This window comes from Streptomyces sp. NBC_00370, assembly GCF_036084755.1.
In the GTDB taxonomy this organism is placed as follows: Bacteria; Actinomycetota; Actinomycetes; order Streptomycetales; family Streptomycetaceae; genus Streptomyces.
Window position 1 is genome coordinate 6,383,772 of the sequence record NZ_CP107968.1, and the last position, 19,957, is coordinate 6,403,728.

Below are 19,957 nucleotides of genomic sequence, written 5' to 3' on the forward strand. Positions count from 1 at the left end.
GAAGGCCCCGCACCGTGAGTCAGCTCTCCCCTGCCTCGGTTCGCCGTTGATGGAGGTTTTGGTGTACGAGCGCCACACCAGCACGGGCTGAGCCGGTCCGCCGGCCCGGCCGAACATCCTGCGCACCGCCGCCACCGATCTCTGTCCCCGCTGTGGGGCGGCGGTGCGCAGCCCACGAACCACCCTCGCCTCGTCACGGACGTCACCGCCGTGAGGGCCACCGCACAAGCCCCGAAAGGAACGTCCCATGGAAGGCAGCCCCCTGGCGCCCGCCGATACGAACTGGTGGCGTGATGCCGCCATCTACCAGGTCTACGTTCGCAGCTTCGCCGACGGTGACGGAGACGGAACCGGCGATCTCGCCGGCGTACGGGCCAGGCTGCCGTATCTCGTGGAACTGGGCGTGGACGCCCTCTGGTTCACCCCGTGGTACCTCTCCCCGCTCGCCGACGGCGGTTACGACGTCGCGGACTACCGCACGATCGACCCGGCGTTCGGCACCCTCGCCGAGGCGGAGAAGCTGATCGACGAGGCGCGTCAGCTCGGTATCCGCACGATCATCGACGTCGTGCCGAACCATGTCTCCGACCAGCACGCCTGGTTCAAGGCGGCGCTCGCCGCCGCGCCCGGCAGCCCCGAGCGCGCGCTGTTCCACTTCAGGACAGGACGCGGCGCCGACGGCGAACTCCCCCCGAACGACTGGGTAGGCGAGTTCGGCGGCACCCCCTGGACCCGTCTCCCCGACGGCGAGTGGTACCTGCACCTCTTCGCACCCGAGCAGCCCGACCTCAACTGGGACCACCCCGCGGTGCGCCAGGAACACGAGGACGTGCTGCGCTTCTGGTTCGACCGGGGGGTGGCCGGGGTACGCATCGACTCCGCGGCGCTGCTGACCAAGGACCCGCTGCTGCCGGACTTCGTGGCGGGCCAGGACCCGCACCCGTACATCGACCTGGACGAGCTGCACGACATCTACCGCGCGTGGCGGGCGATCGCCGACGAGTACGACGCCATCTTCGTCGGCGAGGTGTGGCTGCCGGACACCGAGCGCTTCGTACGCTATCTGCGCCAGGACGAGCTGCACACCGCGTTCAACTTCAACTTCCTGACCTGTCCGTGGGACGCGGACCTGCTCAGAACGGCCATCGACGAGACACTCGCCGAGCACGCGCCGGTCGGCGCCCCCGCGACCTGGGTGCTCGCCAACCACGACGTGACCCGTACGGTCACCCGGTACGGCCGGGCGGAGACCGGGTTCGACTTCGCGGCCAAGACCTTCGGCACCCCGACCGACCTGGCGCTCGGCACCCGCCGTGCCAGGGCGGCGGCGCTGCTCTCGCTGGCGCTCCCCGGCGCCGTCTACCTCTACCAGGGCGAGGAACTGGGCCTGCCCGAGGTGGAGATCCCCATCGACCGGATCCAGGACCCGATGCACCTGCGCTCCGGCGGTGTCGACCCGGGCCGCGACGGCTGCCGGGTGCCGCTGCCGTGGACGGCCGACGCGCCGTACGCGGGGTTCGGCTCGGACGCCGAGCCGTGGCTGCCGCAGCCGCCGTCCTGGCCTGACTACTCGGCCGATCTGCAGGCCGGCGACCCGGCGTCGATGCTCACGCTCTACCGGGAGTCCCTGCGGCTGCGCCGTAGCGAACCCGGTTTCGGCGACGGGCCGTTGAGCTGGCTGGACAGCGCGCCCGGCGTCATGGCGTTCACCCGGACCGAAGGGCTGGTCTGTGTCGTGAACTTCGCCGCCGAACCCGCCGAACTCCCGCCGCACCGCGCCGTCCTGATCACCAGCGGTCCGCTGGCCGACGGACGGCTGCCGCAGGACACCGCGGCCTGGCTGCGGGTCTGACCCGCCGCCGCACAGTTTCTCGCGGGCCGTGGCGCCCGTCCCGCCCCCCACGGGCGGGCGGGCACCACGGACCGGCGAGTGGGAGGACACAGCCTCCCGACATCCCTCCCCCCACCGGAAGGTGCAGGATCCCCACATGAATGCACATGTCAGGCACATGACACTTGCCGTCTCCACCGCTGTGGCGGTGGCGGCGACCGGGCTCGCTCTCGTCGCCCCCACGGCGACAGCCGCGGCGACGGCGGGCGCGAGTCTCCCCTTCAGCTCCGTCGAGGCGGAGAGCGCCACCACGGACGGCGCCAAGATCGGCCCGGACCACACTCAGGGCACCCTCGCCTCCGAGGCGTCGGGCCGGCAGGCGGTGCAGCTCAACGCCGGGCAGAGCGTGGAGTTCACGCTGCCGAAGGCCGCCAACGCGGTGAACCTCTCGTACAGCGTCCCCGACGGCCAGTCGGGCACGCTCGCGGTGTACGTGGACGGGCAGAAGACCGCCACGACGCTGCCCGTCACCTCCAAGTACTCCTACGTCGACACCCCGTGGATCGTCGGCGCCAAGACCCACCACCTGTTCGACAACACCCGCGCGCTGCTCGGCGCCGACCTGCCGGCCGGTGCCAAGGTGAAGTTCGAGGCGAGCGTCCCGACCACCGTCGACGTGGCGGACTTCGAGCAGGTCGCGGCGGCCGCCACCGCCCCGGCGGGCGCGGTGTCCGTGGTCGACAAGGGCGCCGACCCGAGTGGCGCCGGTGATTCCACGCAGGCGTTCCGGGACGCCATCGGCGCGGCCAAGGGCGGCACCGTCTGGATCCCGCCGGGCGACTACAAGCTGACCTCCGCGCTCAGCGGCGTGGAGAACGTCGAACTCCGGGGCGCGGGCGGCTGGTACTCCGTCGTGCACAGCTCCAGCTTCATCAACCAGGGCAACAGCGCGGGCAAGGTGGGGCTCCACGACTTCGCCGTCGTCGGCGAGGTCACCGAGCGCAACGACAGCAGCCCCGACAACTTCGTCAACGGCTCGCTCGGCCCCGACTCGTCCGTCTCCGGGATGTGGATCCAGCACCTCAAGGTCGGTCTGTGGCTGACGGGGAACAACGACAACCTCGTCGTGGAGAACAACCGCATCCTCGACACCACGGCCGACGGCCTCAACCTCAACGGAGGCGCCCACAACGTGCAGGTGCGTGACAACTTCCTGCGCAACCAGGGCGACGACTCGCTCGCCATGTGGTCGCTCAACTCGGCCGACGAGGGCAGCTCGTTCAGCAACAACACGATCTCGCAGCCGAACCTGGCCAACGGGATCGCGATCTACGGCGGCACGGACATCACCGTGCAGGGCAACCTCGTCCAGGACACCAACGCGCTGGGCAGCGGAATTGCGATCTCCAACCAGAAGTTCGCCGACCCGTTCTTCCCGCTGGCCGGCACCATCACGGTCACCGGCAACACCCTGGTGCGCACCGGCGCGATCAACCCCAACTGGGGCCATCCGATGGGCGCGTTGCGGGTCGACGCGTACGACAGCGCCATTGCCGCCAACGTCAACATCAACGACACGACCTTCACCGACAGCCCGTACAGCGCCTTCGAGTTCGTCTCCGGCGGCGGTACGGGCAAGGCCGTCCAGAACGTGACGATCGACGGTGCGACGATCGACGGGGCGGGCACGGTCGCCGTCCAGGCGGAGACTCCAGGCTCGGCGAAGATCAGCAACGTCAAGGCGTCTGGCCTCGGCGCCGCCGGCGTCTACAACTGCCCGTTCCCCACGGGCAGCGGCACCTTCACGCTCAACGACGGCGGAGGCAACTCCGGGCTCGACACCGTCTGGGACGACTGCGGGAGCTGGCCGCAGGCGAAGTAGCCGCCGTAGGCTGCGAGTTCAGCGGGTACGACCAAGGCCCCCGTCCGCTCAGGGCAGTTGCCCGGGCGGGCGGGGGCCGCTGTACTGCCCGACCGGGCGCATCCGCAGCGGCCGCTCGCCGTACTCCTCCAGCGCGTGCGCGATCCAGCCCGCCGTGCGGGCCACGGCGAACACCGTCTCGCCCGCGTCGGCCGCCATGCCCGTGATCACGGACAGCGCGGCCAGTGCCAGATCGATGTTGGCGTGCAGCCGCACATGCCGGGCCGTGGTCGCCTCCACCTCGCGCGCCGCCGTCAGTACGGGCTCGGCGCCCGGGAGTTCGCGCAGGACGGCGAAGAGTGCCACGGCGCGCGGATCGGGGCCCGGGTAGATCCGGTGGCCGAGCCCCGGCACCCGTCGGCCCGCCCGCAGATGGTCGGCGACGACGGCCGCCGCGCTGCCCCGCTCCAGCACTTCGGTGAGCATCCGGTGGGCGAGCCCGCTCGCGGCCCCGTGCAGCGGCCCGTCCAGGGCGCCGAGGCCGGCCGAGACCACCGCGTACGGATGGGCGCGCGCCGATGCCGCGACCCGTACGGCCAGCGTCGAGGCGGCCAGATCGTGGTCGATCAGCAGCGAGAGCGCCATGTCCAGCGTGCGCAACCCCGCCTCGCCGGGGACCCGTTCGGTCAGCTTGGGCCACAACCTGCCCGCGACACCCGCGTCGCCGCGCGCGGGCCCGCCGACCGTGGGCAGCGCGTCGACCAGGGTGGGGATGAGGCTGCGGGCCGTGCCGAGCACGGCAGCGGGGGAGAGGTCGAAACGCAGCGGGTCGGCGACAGCGGCGGCGACGGCCGCCACCCGCAGCCGGTCCGTCGAGCCGCTGTGCGCGGGCAGCGCGGCGACGGAGCGCCGGGCGGCTGCCAGCGCCTCGGCGGGCGCGGTGAACCGTACGCCGGGATCGAGCGAACCCGTCCAGAGCCAGTCGGCGATCTCCTCGTAGCGGAACGCGCGGGCGAGTTCCGTCGCGTCCACACCCCGGTAGTAGTAGCGGTCGCCCTCGATCAGCGTGATGCCCGTACGGATCCGCGGGACGGGATCGCCGCCGCCCGTGGCGGACTCCCTGCGCCCTCTGCGGACGAGCGCGTCCACCTCCGCGGCGTCGAAGGTGCTGCCCCGGCCACCGGGGTCACGACGGCTGGTGAGCTGGCCGCGGCTGACGTACGCGTAGACCGTCTCCGGCTTCACGCCGAGCAGATCGGCCGCTTCGCGGGTGGTCAGCCGCCGTTCCCCGCGCGTGCTCTCGCCCGTTTCGTCGTCGATGGCGTCGCTCATGGTCCCCACCGTACACATATTGATTCAATCAATGTTGACAGTGATCTCATCAAGCATGGACAGTTGAATCAAGTCAGGAACGCAGCAGCCAGGAACACACGCAGCCAGGGATCTAGCAGGGAGGCGCACCATGCCGGCAAACGGGACCGACACCCCGGTGCCCGACGTACCGCGCGGACTCGCGGGCGTCGTCGTCACCGAGACCGCGCTCGGCGACGTCAGGGGCCGCGAGGGCTTCTACCACTACCGCCAGTACTCCGCGGTCGAACTGGCACAGACCCGCGATTTCGAGGACGTCTGGCATCTGATGTTCGAGGGGGAGCTGCCGGACAGCGCCGCTCGTGCGGCCTTCACCGCCCGGACGGCGGCGCTGCGCAGACTCCCCGACGACGTACGGGACGTGCTGCCCGCGGTCGCCCGCCTCTGCGCCCGCTCGGGACCGCTCGCGGGGCTGCGCACCGCGCTCTCGCTCTTCGGCGCTTCGGCGGGGCTGAGCCCGCTGTACGACATAGACCCGGAGCGCAGGCGCGAGGACGCCCTCGCCGTGTGCGCCGTCGTCCCGACGCTGCTCACCGCGCTGTACCGGCTGGGCCACGGCCTCGAACCGGTGGAGCCGCGCGAGGATCTGCCGTACGCGGCGAACTATCTGTACATGCTGACCGGCACGGAACCGGAGCCCGAGCGGGCGCGCGCGGTCGAGCAGTATCTGATCTCCACGATCGACCACGGATTCAACGCGTCCACCTTCGCCGCGCGGGTGATCGCCTCGACCGGCGCCGACCTGGCGGCCGCTCTGGTCGGCGGCATCGGCGCGTTCTCCGGACCGCTGCACGGCGGGGCGCCGAGCCGCGCGCTGGACACGCTCGACGCCATCGGGACGCCCGACCGCATCGACCCCTGGATCAGGGAGCGGGTGCTCGCGGGCGACCGGATCATGGGCTTCGGCCACGCCGTCTACCGCACCGAGGACCCGCGCTCGCGCATGCTGCGCGGGATCGCCGAGAAGTTCGGCGGACCACGGGTCGACTTCGCCGTGCAGGTCGAGGCGGGCGTCGAGGCCGTACTCGCCGAACTCAAGCCGGGCCGGGAGCTGCACACCAACGTGGAGTTCTACGCCGGGGTCGTCATGGAGCTGTGCGGTCTGCCGCGCGAGATGTTCACCCCTACCTTCGCCGCCGCCCGGGTGGTCGGGTGGAGCGCCAACGTCCTCGAACAGGCGGCCGACACCAAGATCATCCGCCCGGCGGCCCGCTACACGGGCCCGCCCCCGCCGCAGCCGGTGCCCGCCGCCGGCTGAGCGGGAAGGCATTACGATCAGGCGGCGTGACCAGGAAAGCCATCCCCGTCGTCATCCTCGCCGGATTCCTCGGCTCGGGGAAGACGACCCTCCTCAACCATCTGCTGACGCAGAGCCGGGGCACCCGGATCGGGGTCGTCGTCAACGACTTCGGGGCCATCGAGATCGACGCCCTGACCGTTGCCGGGCAGGTCGACTCGATGGTCTCCCTCGGCGACGGATGCCTGTGCTGCGCCGTGGACGCCAGTGAGCTGGACGGCTATCTCGACCGGCTCGCCCGCCCCGAACTGGCCATCGACGTCATCGTCGTGGAGGCCAGCGGGCTCGCCGAACCGCAGGAACTCGTCCGCATGGTCCTCGCCGGAGAGAACCCGCGCGTCGGCTACGGGGGACTGGTCGAGGTCGTGGACGCCGCCGAGTTCGAGGCGACCAGGGCGCGGCACCCCGAGACGGACCGGCATCTCGCCGTCGCCGACCTCGTCGTGCTCAACAAGACCGACCGTACGGAACCGGCCGAGCGGGAGCGGATCCTCGGCGTCCTCGCCGGACTGAGCCCCGGCACCCCGGTCGTCGCCGCGTCGCACGGGCGCGTCGATCCCGACGTCCTCTTCGACCGCAGGCCGGGCGCGCGGACCGTGGGGCAGCTCTCCTTCGACGACCTGCGGGCCGAGGAGTCCGGGGAAGGCACAGCCGCCGGCGACGGGGGCCACGACGATCACCTCCACGCCGCCTACGACAGCGTGGAGTTCGTCTCGGCCGAGCCGCTGGACCCGCGCCGGCTGATGGCGTTCCTCGACGAGCGGCCCGAAGGGCTGTACCGCATCAAGGGATTCGCCGACTTCGGCGCCGCCGACCCGGACCACCGCTACGCCCTGCACGCCGTCGGCCGCTTCCTGCGCTTCACGCCGGAACCCTGGCAAGCCGCCGAGCGGCGGCTCACCCAGCTCGTACTGATCGGCGCGGGCATCGACCGGGACGCCCTGCTCAAGGAGTTGGAGGCGTGCCGGAACCTGGCGCCACAGGACGCACAGGACGCCCCCGCCGACGAACACGGCATGTGGGGCGTCCTGCGCTACGTACGGGACGTCACCGAGACGCCCTAGAACCGGTCAGTGCGCCGGGCCCGCCAGCACCTCGACCGTCGTCTCCAGCGGCTGGCCCGAGCCGTCCCTGCGCGGGTCCGGCTCCGGCAGCTCCACCGGTGTGCCGTTCTTCTTCGCCGCGCGGGCCGGGCTCGCGCCCGCCCAGGCGAGGACCAGCAGCTCCTCGCCCTTGAGGAACCGGTGGCAGCGCACCCCGCCGGTCGCCCTGCCCTTGCGGGGGTACTGGTCGAACGGGGTGAGCTTGGCCGTACGCACCGAGTCGTCGAGCGTGCCCTCGGAGCCCGTGACGGTGAAGACCACCGCGTCGGCCGCGGGATCCACCGCGGTGAACGAGATCACCGACGCGCCCTCCGCCAGCTTGATGCCCGCCATACCCCCGGCGGCGCGGCCCTGCGGACGCACCTGCGCCGATTGGTAGCGCAGCAACTGGGCGTCCGAGGTGATGAAGACCAGGTCCTCCTCGCCGGTACGCAGCTCGGCGCCGCCCACCACGCGGTCCCCCTCCTTGAGGGAGATGACCTCCAACTCGTCCTTGTTGGCCGGGTAGTCGGGGACGACCCGCTTGACGACACCCTGCCGGGTGCCCAGCGCCAGCCCCGGGGACGACTCGTCCAGCGTGGTCAGACAGATCAGGTCCTCGTCGGCCTCCAGCGCCAGGAACTCCGCGATCGGCGCCCCGCCCGAGAGGTTCGGCGCCGACGCCGTGTCCGGGAGCTGCGGCAGGTCGATCACCGAGATCCGCAGCAGCCGGCCCGCCGATGTCACGGCTCCGACATCGCCGCGCGCCGTCGCCGGTACGGCCGAGATGATCACGTCGTGCTTGACCCGCCTGCCGTCACCGCCCTCCAGTGGCTCGCCGTTGACCGTACGGGCCAGCAGGCCCGTGGACGACAGCAGCACCCGGCACGGGTCGTCGGCGACTTCGAGCGGCACGGCGGCGGCGACCGAAGCGCCGGACTCCAGCAGGACCGTACGGCGCGGGGTGCCGAACTTCTTCGCCACCACGGCCAGTTCGGCCGAGACCAGCTTGCGCAGCTCGCTGTCCGACTCCAGGATCCCGGTCAGCTCGTCGATCTCGCCGTTGAGCCGGTCGCGCTCGCTCTCCAGCTCGATCCGGTCGAACCGGGTGAGCCGGCGCAGCGGCGTGTCCAGGATGTACTGCGTCTGGATGTCGGTCAGGGAGAAGCGCTCGATCAGCCGCTCCTTGGCCTGCGCCGAGTTGTCGCTCGACCGGATGAGCCGGATGACCTCGTCGATGTCGATGAGCGCGACCAGCAGCCCCTCGACCAGATGCAGCCGGTCACGCCGCTTCGTCCTGCGGAACTCGCTGCGCCGGCGCACCACGGTGAACCGGTGGTCCAGATAGACCTCAAGGAGCTCCTTGAGACCCAGCGTCAGCGGCTGGCCGTCCACCAGGGCCACGTTGTTGATGCCGAAGGACTCCTCCATCGGCGTCAGCTTGTACAGCTGCTCCAGCACCGCCTCGGGGACGAAGCCGTTCTTGACCTCGATGACGAGACGCAGCCCGTGCGAGCGGTCGGTGAGGTCCTTGACGTCGGCGATGCCCTGGAGCTTCTTGGCCGAGACCAGATCCTTGATCTTGGCGATCACCTTCTCCGGGCCGACCGTGAACGGCAGTTCCGTGACGACCAGGCCCTTGCGGCGCGCCGTGACGTCCTCGATCGCGACCGTCGCGCGGATCTTGAACGTGCCGCGGCCGTTCGCGTACGCGTCCTTGATCCCGCCGAGGCCGACGATCCGGCCACCGGTGGGCAGGTCGGGGCCGGGGATGAAACGCATCAGCGTTTCCAGGTCGGCGGCAGGATGCCGGATCAGATGGCGGGCGGCGGCCACCACTTCGCCCAGGTTGTGCGGCGGCATGTTCGTCGCCATCCCGACCGCGATCCCCGTCGCCCCGTTCACCAGGAGGTTCGGGTAGGCGGCGGGGAGCGTGATCGGCTCCCGCTCCTGGCCGTCGTAATTCGGCTCGAAATCGACGGTGTCCTCGTCGATCGACTCCGTCATCAGCGACGTCGCGTCGGCCATCCGGCACTCGGTGTACCGCATGGCGGCCGGCGGGTCGTCGTTGCCGAGCGAGCCGAAGTTGCCGTGCCCGTCGACCAGGGGCAGCCGCATCGAGAACGGCTGTGCCATCCGGACGAGCGCGTCGTAGATCGACGCGTCCCCGTGCGGATGCAGCTTGCCCATGACCTCGCCGACGACACGGGCGCACTTCACATAGCCGCGGTCGGGGCGCAGCCCCATCTCGTTCATCTGGTAGACGATGCGGCGGTGCACCGGCTTCATGCCGTCACGCGCGTCGGGCAGGGCCCGGGAGTAGATCACCGAGTACGCGTACTCAAGGAAGGAGCCCTGCATTTCATCGACCACGTCGATGTCGAGGATCTTCTCCTCGAAGTCCTCCGGCGGCGGGGTCTTCGTGCTGCGGCGGGCCATCGCTGCTGCGGCTCCTTCACAGGTCCTGTACGGCTTGTTCTTGAACTGACGCGGACCATTGTGGACCGTGCCACTGACATCACGGACCCCGACCCGTCGCCCGGGCCCGTTACGCGGGAACTTCGCCAGCTGTCAGCACGCTTGCATACAGTGGCAGCAGTTCTCCACCTCGCCATCGAAGGGACGTACATGCCCATGGGTCACACGGCCACAGCGCAGGCCGGCTCCGGCGGCCTGACAGCGACGGAGCACCGGCTGGCCAACGGCCTGCGCGTGGTGCTCTCCGAGGACCACCTCACCCCGGTTGCCGCTGTCTGCCTCTGGTACGACGTCGGCTCCCGACACGAGGTCAAGGGCCGTACCGGACTCGCCCACCTCTTCGAGCACCTGATGTTCCAGGGCTCCGCACAGGTGAAGGGTAACGGCCACTTCGAACTGGTCCAGGGCGCCGGCGGCTCGCTGAACGGCACCACCAGCTTCGAGCGCACCAACTATTTCGAGACCATGCCCACGCACCAGCTGGAGCTCGCGCTCTGGCTGGAGGCCGACCGGATGGGCTCGCTGCTCACCGCGCTCGACGACGAGTCGATGGAGAACCAGCGCGACGTCGTCAAGAACGAACGCCGCCAGCGGTACGACAACGTGCCGTACGGCACGGCTTTCGAGCGGCTGACCGCGCTCTCCTACCCCGAGGGCCACCCGTACCACCACACCCCGATCGGCTCGATGGCCGACCTGGACGCGGCGACGCTCGACGACGCCCGCGCGTTCTTCCGTACGAACTACGCGCCCAACAACGCGGTGCTGTCGGTCGTCGGCGACATCGACCCGGCGCAGACGCTGGCCTGGGTCGAGAAGTACTTCGGCTCGATCCCCTCGCACGACGGCAAGAAGCCGCCGCGTGACGGCACGCTCCCCGACATCATCGGCGAGCAGCTGCGCGAGGAGATCCAGGAAGAGGTGCCGGCCCGTGCGCTGATGGCCGCCTACCGGCTGCCGCAGGACGGCACGCGCGAGTGCGACGCCGCCGACCTGGCGCTCACCGTCCTCGGCGGCGGCGAGTCGTCCCGGCTGCACAACCGCCTGGTCCGCAGGGACCGTACGGCCGTGGCGGCGGGCTTCGGCCTGCTGCGTCTCGCAGGCGCGCCCTCGCTCGGCTGGCTGGACGTCAAGACGTCGGGCGGCGTGGAGATCCCGCAGATCGAGTCCGCCGTCGACGAGGAGCTGGCCCGCCTCGCCGAGGAGGGCCCGACCGACGAGGAGATGGAGCGCGCGCAGGCGCAGCTGGAGCGCGAGTGGCTGGACCGGCTCGGTACGGTCGCCGGCCGCGCCGACGAACTGTGCAGGTACGCCGTGCTGTTCGGCGACCCGCAGCTGGCCCTGACCGCGGTGACCCGGGTCCTGGACATCACGGCAGCCGAGGTGAAGGCCGTCGCCGCCGCGCGACTGCGCCCCGACAACAGGGCGGTCCTGGTGTACGAACCGCTCGCCGCCGAAGAGCCTGCTGACGAAGCGGCCACCGAAGAGACCGAGCACGAAGGGGCGGACAAGTGACCGAGGCTGCCGCGACCATGGAGTTCCACCCGCGGCCGACGGCCGGCGAGGCCAGGCCCTGGGCCTTCCCCGCGCCCGAACGGGGCGCCCTGGCCAACGGTCTGACGGTGCTGCGCTGTCACCGCCCGGGACAGCAGGTGGTGGCCGTCGAGATCTGTCTCGACGCCCCCCTCGACGCCGAGCCGGAAGGGCTCGACGGCATCGCCACGATCATGGCGCGCGCCCTGTCAGAGGGCACCGACAAGCACTCGGCCGAGGAGTTCGCCGCCGAGCTGGAGCGCTGCGGCGCCACGCTCGACGCGCACGCCGACCACCCCGGCGTCCGGGTCTCCCTCGAAGTGCCGGTCTCCCGGCTGCCCAAGGCGCTCGGCCTGGTCGCGGAGGCGCTGCGCGCCCCCGCCTTCGCGGACAGCGAGATCGAGCGGCTGGTGCGCAACCGCCTCGACGAGATCCCGCACGAGACGGCCAACCCGGGCCGCCGCGCCGCCAAGCAGCTCTCCAAGGAGCTGTTCCCGGCGTCCCTGCGGATGTCCCGGCCGCGCCAGGGCACCGAGGAGACGGTCGAGCGGATCGACGCGGCGGGCGTGCGCGCCTTCTACGACGCGTACGTCCGTCCGGCCACGGCGACCGCCGTGGTCGTCGGCGATCTCACCGGCGTCGATCTGGACCAGGTGCTCGCCGACAGCCTCGGCGACTGGACGGGCAACACGGCAGAGCCGCGCCCGGTGCCCGCCGTCACCGCCGACGACACGGGCCGCGTCGTGATCGTGGACCGACCGGGCGCCGTACAGACGCAGTTGCTGATCGGCCGCATCGGCGCCGACCGGCACGACCGCGTCTGGCCGGCCCAGGTGCTCGGCACGTACTGCCTGGGCGGCACGCTCACCTCCCGGCTCGACCGGGTGCTGCGTGAGGAGAAGGGCTACACGTACGGCGTACGGGCGTTCGGCCAGGTGCTGCGCTCGGCCGCCGACGGCACGGGCGCCGCGATGCTCGCCATCAGCGGTTCGGTGGACACGGAGTCCACCGGCCCGGCGCTGGAGGACCTCTGGACGGTGCTGCGCACCCTCGCGGCGGACGGTCTCACCGAGGCCGAGCGGGACGTCGCCGTGCAGAACCTGGTCGGGGTCGCCCCGCTGAAGTACGAGACGGCCGCCTCGGTCGCCGGGACGCTGGCCGACCAGGTCGAGCAGCATCTCCCGGACGACTTCCAGGCGCAGTTGTACGCGCGGCTGGCCGAGACGGGCACGGTCGAGGCGACGGCCGCTGCCGTCAACGCGTTCCCGGTCGACCGGCTCGTCACGGTGCTCGTCGGTGACGCCGCGCAGATCAAGGAGCCGGTCACGGCTCTCGGTATCGGCGATGTGACGGTCGTCGCGGGCTGATCCGTCCGTAAGGGCCGATCCGAGCGGCAGGACCTCAGGGGAGAACCCCGGTGCGGGTGGCCGGGGTTCTCCCTTTTGCCCGCTCTGCCCTGTGGTGTGCGCTACAAATGCCCGCGCGGCTTTGGTGATGCGAAGTCCGCCCGCTTAGCGTCGGTCGGGCTGTCCGCCAGTCACCAGCCGCGTCCGCGGCATCGGGCAGCCATCGCCGAGTCCCCGTCAGGCGCGAGCCTGGGGAGCCGGGGACCCATGTCCCTGGGGTGAATCGGATGCCTTCGCCGGCCGTGCGGAGGTGCCCGTAGGAGACCTTCCTGCTCCGAACCCGTCAGCTAACCCGGTAGGCGAGAAGGAAGGAAAGGATCAGCCACTCCATGGCGTTCACCCGTCCCACCGGGAAGCACCGTGCCCGCAGACGTCCCACCCGCAGGAGCATGAGCGTGGCGGGCGTCGCGACGCTCACCGTCAGCGGAGTCGTCGGAGCACTGTCCTCCCAGGCGCTCGCCGCCGAGCCCGAGGGCCCGGCCGCAGGACAGGGCAGCAGCACCACCCAGGCCATCGTCATCGGCGATTCGATAAGCGACACCATCGCCGCCCAGGCGACGGCCCAGCGGGCCGCCGCCGAGCAGGCGAAGCGGGTCGCCGAGGCCAGGGCGGAGGCGAAGCGGAAGGCCGAGGCGCGCGCCCAAGAGGTGCGCGAGGCCAGGCAGCGCGCCGCGCGCGCCGCCGCGCGCAAGCGGCTGAACGCCTTCCGGACGCCGGTCGCGCACTCGTACGTGAGCACCGGGTACGAGAGCGGCGGGGCGCTGTGGTCGTCCGGCAGCCACACCGGCATCGACTTCCACGCCGCCACGGGCACCGAGGTGGTCGCCGTCGGCGCCGGCACCGTCGTGGAGGCGGGCTGGGGCGGCGCTTACGGCAACAACGTGGTGATCCGGATGCGCGACGGCATGTACACGCAGTACGGCCATCTCTCCTCGATCCAGGTGACGGTCGGCCAGTCCGTCACGCCGGGGGAGCGGATCGCCCTCTCGGGGGCGACGGGCAACGCCACAGGACCGCATCTGCACTTCGAGGCCAGGACCGGCCAGGAGTACGGCACGGACGTCGACCCGCTGGCGTATCTGCGCAAGCACGGCGTGCACGTCTGACACCGGCGGCCCCCGCGGGCCCACGCGGACAGCCAAGCGGCGGTGACCCCCGGATCCGGGGGTCACCGCCGCTTGGCTACGGACGCTTCGGACGCGCCGGGCGGGTCAGACCGTCTCGGGAAGCTCGTCCAGTCCCTCGGCCACCAGCTTCGACAGCCGGTCCAGCGCGGCGTCGGCGCCGTCCGCGTCGGAAGCGAGCACGACCTCCTCGCCGCCCTGCGCACCGAGTCCCAGCACGGCCAGCATGGACGCGGCGTTGACCGGGCTGCCGCCTTCCTTCGCGATCGTGACGGGGACGCCGGAGGCCGTGGCGGCGCGGACGAAGATGGATGCGGGGCGGGCGTGCAGGCCCTCGGCCCAGCCGACGTTGACGCGGCGCTCAGCCATGGTGTTGCCCTTCAAGTCTCAAGAGGTTGTCTAGACCAGTGTCTCATGTGCGGCCAAAACGGTTCTGCCGCCCCAGGGTGCCCCGCCCCGCCACCGGCCGCGACCGCTGCGAACGCCGCGGGTCAGGCCATAGGCTTGACGTATGACGCCGTCGGATCACGCGTACCCCGATCACTGGGAAGCAGACGTGGTGCTGCGCGACGGAGGCACCGCGCGGATCAGGCCCATCACCGCCGACGACGCCGAACGGCTGGTGAGCTTCTACGAGCAGGTCTCCGACGAGTCCAAGTACTACCGCTTCTTCGCGCCGTACCCCCGGCTCTCCGACAAGGACGTGCACCGGTTCACCCACCACGACTACGTGGACCGGGTCGGACTCGCCGTCACCGTGGGCGGCGACTTCATCGCGACCGTCCGCTACGACCGGATCGACGAGCTGGGCCGCTCGGCCTCGGCGCCCGCCGACGAGGCGGAGGTCGCCTTCCTCGTCCAGGACGCCCACCAGGGGCGCGGCGTCGCCTCCGCACTGCTCGAACACATCGCGGCGGTCGCACGCGAGCGCGGCATCCGGCGCTTCGCCGCCGAGGTGCTGCCCGCCAACAACAAGATGATCAAGGTGTTCCGGGACGCCGGATTCACCCAGAAGCGCAGCTTCGAGGACGGCGCCGTACGCCTCACCCTCGACCTCGAACCCACCGCCGAGTCGCTGGCCGTGCAGCGCGGCCGTGAGCAGCGGGCCGAGGCGCGCTCGGTGCAGCGGCTGCTGGCCCCCGGATCCGTTGCCGTCGTCGGCACCAGCCGGACCCCCGGCGGCGTCGGCCGCACGGTCCTGCGCAACCTCCTCGGCGCCGGCTTCACCGGCCGTACGTACGCGGTCAACAGCGCCTTCGCCGACGACGAGGGCGAGCTGGACGGCGTACCCGCCCTGCGCTCGGTCGCCGCCGTCGAAGGCCCGGTCGACCTGGCCGTCATCGCCGTACCCGCCGGCCGGGTGCCGGACGCCGTCGCCGACTGCGGCGCGCACGGCGTACGGGGCGTGGTCGTGCTCTCCGCCGGATACGCCGAGAGCGGCGACCGGGGCAGGGAGCGCCAGCGCGCCCTGCTGCGGCAGGCCCGCTCGTACGGGATGCGGCTCATCGGCCCCAACGCCTTCGGGATCATCAACACCGCGGCCGACGTACGGCTGAACGCCTCCCTCACACCGCAGTCGCCGCACCGCGGCCGCATCGGGCTCTTCACCCAGTCGGGCGCGATCGGTATCGCCCTGCTCTCCGGCCTCCACCGGCGCGGCGCCGGCCTCTCGTCCTTCGTCTCGGCGGGCAACCGCGCCGACGTCTCGGGCAACGAGTTCCTGCAGTACTGGTACGAGGACCCGGAGACCGACGTGGTCCTGATGTACCTCGAATCGCTCGGCAACCCGCGCAAGTTCACCCGGCTCGCCCGCCGGATGGCCGCCACGAAACCGGTCGTCGTCGTCAAGGGCGCCCGGCACACCGGCAGCGAACCGCCCGGCCACGCCGTCCCGGTCAGCCGCATCCCGGAGGGCACGGTCTCGGCCCTGATGCGGCAGGCCGGCGTCATCCGCGTCGACACCGTGACCGAGATGGTGGACGCCGGACTGCTGCTCGCGGGACAGCCGCTGCCCGCCGGGCCGCGCGTGGCGATCCTCGGCAACTCCGAGTCCCTCGGCCTGCTCACCTACGACGCCTGCCTCGCAGCGGGGCTGCGCCCCCTGCCGCCGCTGGACCTGACGACTGCGGCCACCCCCGAGGTCTTCCGCGCCGCGCTGGCCACGGCCGTCGTCGACCCGGCCTGCGACGCGGTCGTGGTGACGGCGATCCCGGGCGTCGTCGCCGACGACGGCACCGCACACCCGGCCGACGGCCCCGCCCTGGCGGCGGCCCTGCGCGAAGCGGCCCCCGAAGCCCCCGCGAAACCGGTGGCCGTGGTCCATGTGGAGATCGAGGGTCTGGCCGACGCCCTGGGAGCGCCCGACTCCACCGCTCCCGGCCGGCGGATCCCCGCCTATCCCGCCGCCGAGCGGGCCGTACGGGCGCTCGGCGAAGCCGTCAAGTACGCCCAGTGGCGGCGGGAGGCCGCCGCCGTGGGGCGGGTCCCGGAGTACGAGAACATCGCCGAGGGCGAGGCCGCCGCCCTCATCACCCGGCTGCTCGGCGCGGCTCCCGACACCCGGGGGATCGCCCTGTCGGCGGCCGACTCGCGTGCGCTGCTCGGCCACTACGGCATCGCCGTACGGCCGACGCTGGCCGCGCCGGACCCCGACGCCGCCGTCGAGGCGGCCGACACCCTCGGCTACCCCGTCGCCCTCAAGACGACGGCGCCGGGGCTCCGGCACCGCGCCGACCTCGGCGGCGTACGGCTGGAACTCGGCGACGCGAAGCGGCTGCGGCTCGCGTACCAGGAGCTGACGGAGGCCCTCGGCAGCCCCGCCGAGCTGCGGCCCGTCGTCCAGGCGATGGCGCCGCGCGGCCTCGACACCGTCGTACGCGCGACGTTCGACCCGGCGGCCGGCGCCGTGCTCTCCTTCGGTCTCGCGGGCGCCGCGTCCGAACTGCTCGGCGATGTCGCGCACCGGCTGGTGCCGGCGACCGACCGCGACGTCGCCGAACTCATCAGGTCCATCAGGGCGGCGCCGCTCCTCTTCGGCTGGCGCGGCGCGGCGCCCGTCGACACGGCGGCCCTGGAGGAACTGCTGCTGCGGCTCTCGCTGCTGGTCGACGACCATCCCGAGATCGTCTCCGTGGCGCTCGAACCCGTCGTCGTCGCGACCCACGGGCTGTCCGTGCTCGACGCGCACGTACGTCTCGCACCGCCGCCGGCCCGCGACGACCTCGGCCCCCGCAGCCTCCCCAGCTACTGACACCCGCCGCCCGGGGCCCGGCGTTCGGATCAGGCCCGAGCGGCCAGGACGCGGCGTCTTCCCGCAGCCGACGCGGCGTCTCCCGCAGCCATGGGGCCACCGTAGGATGTGACGCATGGCGAAGACCGGTACGACGACCCAGGGGCTGCGCACGGCGATCGAGCGCAGCGGCTACTACCCGGCTCTGGTGGCCGAAGCGGTGGAGGCCGCTGTCGGCGGGGAGCCCGTCGAGTCGTATCTGGTGCATCAGGAGACCACCTTCGACTCCAACGAGGTGCGCCGCCATGTGACCGTCCTCGTCCTGACCGCCCACCGGTTCGTGGTGAGCCACACCGACGAGCAGGCCGCCGACAGCAGCTCGCCCACGCCGTACGCCACGACGTCGACCGAGTCGGTCAGGCTCGACCGGATCTCGTCCGTCGTGGTCAGCCGGGTCGTCGCCAACCCCGAGTCGTACACCCCGGGGTCGCTGCCCCGCGAGGTCGTCCTGACCATAGGGTGGGGCGCCGTCTCCCGGATCGACCTGGAGCCCGCCGCCTGCGGCGACCCCAACTGCGAGGCCGACCACGGCTACACCGGCAGCTCCACCGCCGACGACCTGAGCCTGCGGGTCAGTGAGGCGGGCGACGGGCCCGACGCCGTACGGCAGTCGCTCGTCTTCGCCCAGTCGCTCTCCGAGGCCACGACGGCGGCCGCTGCGACCGCCCGCTGATGGCCGCTCAGCACCTCTGGCAGGATCCCGTGCCGCTCGGTCTCGACACCGCGCCGCTGCCCGAGTACGGCAGCGGCTCCCTCGCCGACCTGCTGCCGACCATCGCGGCGGGGCAGGGTGTGCCGGACATGACAGCCGCCATCGCCGAACTGACCCCCGCCGACCGGAACTGCGTCTTCCTGATCGACGGCCTCGGCTGGCAGCAGATCCTCGCGCATCCCGTCGAGGCCCCCTTCCTGACCTCGCTGCTGCCCACCTCGCGCGGCGCGACTGGCCGGCCGATCACCGCCGGCTTCCCCGCCACCACGGCGACCTCGCTCGCCTCCGTAGGCACCGGACTGCCGCCCTCCGCGCACGGCCTGCCCGGCTACACCGTGCGCGACCCGGACACCGGCGCGCTGATGAACCAGCTCCGCTGGAAGCCGTGGACCGACCCGCACGTCTGGCAGCCGTACCCCACCGTCTTCCAGCGCGCCGACGCCGCCGGGGTGCACACCGCGCAGGTGTCGTCGCCGACCTTCACCCACACCCCGCTCACCAAGGTCGCGCTCAGCGGCGGCACCTTCCACGGCCGGCTCTCCGGCGAGGAGCGGATGGATCTGGCCGCCGCCCAGCTCGCGGCGGGCGACCGGTCGCTGGTCTACACGTACTACAGCGAGGTGGACAGCAAGGGCCATCGCTTCGGCATCGACTCCGACGCCTGGCGCGGCCAGCTGATGTACGCGGACCGGCTGGTGCAGCGGCTCGCCGAGCAACTGCCGCCGCGCTCCGTGCTGTACGTGACCGCCGACCACGGCATGATCGACGTCCCGTTCGACGAGGAGTCGCGCATCGACTTCGACGAGGACTGGGAGCTGCGCGCCGGGGTCGCCCTGCTGGGCGGCGAGGGCAGGGCCCGCCATGTCTACGCGGTGCCGGGCGCCCACGGGGACGTGCTCACCGTCTGGCGCGAGGTGCTGGGCGACCGGTTCTGGATCGCGAGCAGGGACGAGGCGATCGAGGCCGGCTGGTTCGGCCCGCCGGGACAGATGGACGAGCGGGTGTACGGCAGGATCGGTGACGTCGTGGCGGCTGCGCACGACGACGTGGTGATCACGGCCTCGGTCCAGGAGCCGCACGAGTCGGCGATGGTCGGGATGCACGGCTCGATGACCCCCGTCGAACAGCTCGTTCCGCTGCTCGAAGTACGCTCGTAGCCGCCCCCGGGGCCCCGCCGCCCCCGCACCCGCCCCACCGAAAGGCCGTCACCCCCTCATGCCAGAGCTGGTGTTCTTCTCCGGAACGATGGACTGCGGGAAAAGCACCCTCGCCCTTCAGATCGAGCACAACCGGTCGGCGCGCGGACTGCAGGGCATGATCTTCACCCGGGACGACCGGGCGGGCGAGGGCAAGCTGTCCTCCCGGCTCGGCCTGGTCACCGACGCGGTCGAGGCCGCCGACGGCTTCGACTTCTACGGGTATCTGGTGGACCGCCTCTCGCAGGGCGGCAGGTGCGACTACGTGATCGCCGACGAGGCGCAGTTCCTCGGCCCCGAGCAGGTCGACCAGCTCGCCCGGGTCGTGGACGACCTCGATCTGGACGTCTTCGCCTTCGGGATCACCACCGACTTCCGCTCCAAGCTGTTCCCCGGCTCGCAGCGGCTGGTGGAACTGGCCGACCGGGTCGAGGTGTTGCAGGTCGAGGCGCTGTGCTGGTGCGGCGCGCGGGCCACCCACAACGCCCGTACGGTCGGCGGCGCGATGGTGGTCGAGGGCGCGCAGGTCGTCGTCGGCGACGTCCACCAGGCGGGCGACGAGATCGGCTACGAGGTGCTGTGCAGGCGCCATCACCGGCGCCGGATGACGGCGGCCAGCGCCAAGGCGGGCGCGCTCTCGCCCGATGTCCTTCCGGTCAACGGCGGATAACAGGACGGCACCGTAACGGGTGATCCAAGCCACAACTCATTGACTGACAGCGAAACGCGTACGCAACATTGAGGAAACCCATCTCTCCGCAGGGGTGGTTCAGGCCC

14 protein-coding genes and 1 riboswitch are annotated in these 19,957 nt (G+C 71.8%); of the genes, 11 read left to right on the forward strand and 3 right to left on the reverse strand.

Features of this window, described 5'->3' with window-relative positions:
* Window positions 1–247 precede the first annotated feature (247 nt).
* Window positions 248–1,852: a glycoside hydrolase family 13 protein gene (locus OHS57_RS28540; RefSeq protein WP_041983398.1), complete on the forward strand. Its 1,605-nt coding sequence runs from the start codon at window positions 248–250 to the stop codon at window positions 1,850–1,852.
* 136 nt (window positions 1,853–1,988) lie between these two features.
* Window positions 1,989–3,713: a glycosyl hydrolase family 28-related protein gene (locus tag OHS57_RS28545; protein WP_328583732.1), complete on the forward strand. Its 1,725-nt coding sequence runs from the start codon at window positions 1,989–1,991 to the stop codon at window positions 3,711–3,713.
* A gap of 48 nt (window positions 3,714–3,761) precedes the next feature.
* On the opposite strand, the gene OHS57_RS28550 is transcribed toward OHS57_RS28545, so the two are convergent.
* Window positions 3,762–5,024, reverse strand: a complete 1,263-nt coding sequence (locus tag OHS57_RS28550) for a citrate synthase (RefSeq protein WP_328583733.1) — start codon at window positions 5,022–5,024, stop codon at window positions 3,762–3,764.
* A gap of 130 nt (window positions 5,025–5,154) precedes the next feature.
* Between OHS57_RS28550 and OHS57_RS28555 the strand changes: the two genes are divergently transcribed.
* Both OHS57_RS28555 and OHS57_RS28560 read left to right on the forward strand, forming a co-directional pair.
* Window positions 5,155–6,321 carry a citrate synthase/methylcitrate synthase gene (locus OHS57_RS28555; protein ID WP_328583734.1) on the forward strand — a complete coding sequence of 389 codons (1,167 nt, stop codon included), beginning with the start codon at window positions 5,155–5,157 and terminating at the stop codon, window positions 6,319–6,321.
* Window positions 6,322–6,347: 26 nt separating this feature from the next.
* Window positions 6,348–7,424 (forward strand): CobW family GTP-binding protein, encoded by a 1,077-nt coding sequence (locus OHS57_RS28560; protein WP_041983393.1) that lies wholly within the window; start codon window positions 6,348–6,350, stop codon window positions 7,422–7,424.
* Window positions 7,425–7,430: 6 nt separating this feature from the next.
* On the opposite strand, the gene OHS57_RS28565 is transcribed toward OHS57_RS28560, so the two are convergent.
* Entirely contained in the window at window positions 7,431–9,881 is a 2,451-nt protein-coding gene (locus OHS57_RS28565; protein ID WP_328583735.1) for a DNA gyrase/topoisomerase IV subunit A, read from the reverse strand.
* 189 nt (window positions 9,882–10,070) lie between these two features.
* Between OHS57_RS28565 and OHS57_RS28570 the strand changes: the two genes are divergently transcribed.
* The 3 genes from OHS57_RS28570 to OHS57_RS28580 all read left to right on the forward strand — a co-directional run bounded on the left by OHS57_RS28570 (window position 10,071) and on the right by OHS57_RS28580 (window position 13,965).
* Window positions 10,071–11,435 (forward strand): M16 family metallopeptidase, encoded by a 1,365-nt coding sequence (locus OHS57_RS28570; RefSeq protein ID WP_198533373.1) that lies wholly within the window; start codon window positions 10,071–10,073, stop codon window positions 11,433–11,435.
* Between the two features lie 17 nt (window positions 11,436–11,452).
* Complete coding sequence (locus OHS57_RS28575) at window positions 11,453–12,820, forward strand: M16 family metallopeptidase (protein WP_328585188.1); 1,368 nt, start codon at window positions 11,453–11,455, stop codon at window positions 12,818–12,820.
* A 193-nt stretch (window positions 12,821–13,013) separates the two neighbouring features.
* Window positions 13,014–13,175, forward strand: a riboswitch (cyclic di-AMP (ydaO/yuaA leader).
* Between the two features lie 13 nt (window positions 13,176–13,188).
* On the forward strand, window positions 13,189–13,965 hold the full coding sequence (locus OHS57_RS28580; RefSeq protein ID WP_328583736.1) for a M23 family metallopeptidase: 777 nt from the start codon (window positions 13,189–13,191) through the stop codon (window positions 13,963–13,965).
* Window positions 13,966–14,070: 105 nt separating this feature from the next.
* Here the strand turns inward: OHS57_RS28580 and OHS57_RS28585 are convergent, their stop codons facing one another.
* The gene (locus tag OHS57_RS28585; protein WP_041994926.1) at window positions 14,071–14,352 is read right to left on the reverse strand and encodes an HPr family phosphocarrier protein; all 282 of its coding nucleotides are present in this window, start codon (window positions 14,350–14,352) and stop codon (window positions 14,071–14,073) included.
* A gap of 142 nt (window positions 14,353–14,494) precedes the next feature.
* Here OHS57_RS28585 and OHS57_RS28590 point away from each other — a divergent pair, with 142 nt between their 5' ends.
* The 4 genes from OHS57_RS28590 to OHS57_RS28605 all read left to right on the forward strand — a co-directional run bounded on the left by OHS57_RS28590 (window position 14,495) and on the right by OHS57_RS28605 (window position 19,850).
* Window positions 14,495–17,233, forward strand: a complete 2,739-nt coding sequence (locus OHS57_RS28590) for a bifunctional acetate--CoA ligase family protein/GNAT family N-acetyltransferase (protein WP_328583737.1) — start codon at window positions 14,495–14,497, stop codon at window positions 17,231–17,233.
* 115 nt (window positions 17,234–17,348) lie between these two features.
* On the forward strand, window positions 17,349–17,945 hold the full coding sequence (locus OHS57_RS28595; RefSeq protein WP_041983377.1) for a DUF5998 family protein: 597 nt from the start codon (window positions 17,349–17,351) through the stop codon (window positions 17,943–17,945).
* Window positions 17,945–19,141 carry an alkaline phosphatase family protein gene (locus tag OHS57_RS28600; RefSeq protein ID WP_041983374.1) on the forward strand — a complete coding sequence of 399 codons (1,197 nt, stop codon included), beginning with the start codon at window positions 17,945–17,947 and terminating at the stop codon, window positions 19,139–19,141. The genes OHS57_RS28595 and OHS57_RS28600 overlap by 1 nt, the downstream gene beginning before the upstream one ends.
* 58 nt (window positions 19,142–19,199) lie before the next feature.
* The gene (locus OHS57_RS28605; RefSeq protein ID WP_328583738.1) at window positions 19,200–19,850 is read left to right on the forward strand and encodes a thymidine kinase; all 651 of its coding nucleotides are present in this window, start codon (window positions 19,200–19,202) and stop codon (window positions 19,848–19,850) included.
* Window positions 19,851–19,957 lie beyond the last annotated feature (107 nt).

What these genes read in the sequence shown, in the direction of transcription:
- OHS57_RS28540 (WP_041983398.1), top strand. Translation starts at nt 248, where the DNA reads ATGGAAGGCAGCCCCCTGGCGCCCGCCGATACGAACTGGTGGCGTGAT.
- OHS57_RS28545 (WP_328583732.1), top strand. Translation starts at nt 1,989, where the DNA reads ATGAATGCACATGTCAGGCACATGACACTTGCCGTCTCCACCGCTGTG.
- OHS57_RS28550 (WP_328583733.1), bottom strand. Translation starts at nt 5,024, where the DNA reads ATGAGCGACGCCATCGACGACGAAACGGGCGAGAGCACGCGCGGGGAA.
- OHS57_RS28555 (WP_328583734.1), top strand. Translation starts at nt 5,155, where the DNA reads ATGCCGGCAAACGGGACCGACACCCCGGTGCCCGACGTACCGCGCGGA.
- OHS57_RS28565 (WP_328583735.1), bottom strand. Translation starts at nt 9,881, where the DNA reads ATGGCCCGCCGCAGCACGAAGACCCCGCCGCCGGAGGACTTCGAGGAG.
- OHS57_RS28570 (WP_198533373.1), top strand. Translation starts at nt 10,071, where the DNA reads ATGCCCATGGGTCACACGGCCACAGCGCAGGCCGGCTCCGGCGGCCTG.
- OHS57_RS28575 (WP_328585188.1), top strand. Translation starts at nt 11,453, where the DNA reads ATGGAGTTCCACCCGCGGCCGACGGCCGGCGAGGCCAGGCCCTGGGCC.
- OHS57_RS28580 (WP_328583736.1), top strand. Translation starts at nt 13,189, where the DNA reads ATGGCGTTCACCCGTCCCACCGGGAAGCACCGTGCCCGCAGACGTCCC.
- OHS57_RS28585 (WP_041994926.1), bottom strand. Translation starts at nt 14,352, where the DNA reads ATGGCTGAGCGCCGCGTCAACGTCGGCTGGGCCGAGGGCCTGCACGCC.
- OHS57_RS28590 (WP_328583737.1), top strand. Translation starts at nt 14,495, where the DNA reads ATGACGCCGTCGGATCACGCGTACCCCGATCACTGGGAAGCAGACGTG.
- OHS57_RS28595 (WP_041983377.1), top strand. Translation starts at nt 17,349, where the DNA reads ATGGCGAAGACCGGTACGACGACCCAGGGGCTGCGCACGGCGATCGAG.
- OHS57_RS28600 (WP_041983374.1), top strand. Translation starts at nt 17,945, where the DNA reads ATGGCCGCTCAGCACCTCTGGCAGGATCCCGTGCCGCTCGGTCTCGAC.
- OHS57_RS28605 (WP_328583738.1), top strand. Translation starts at nt 19,200, where the DNA reads ATGCCAGAGCTGGTGTTCTTCTCCGGAACGATGGACTGCGGGAAAAGC.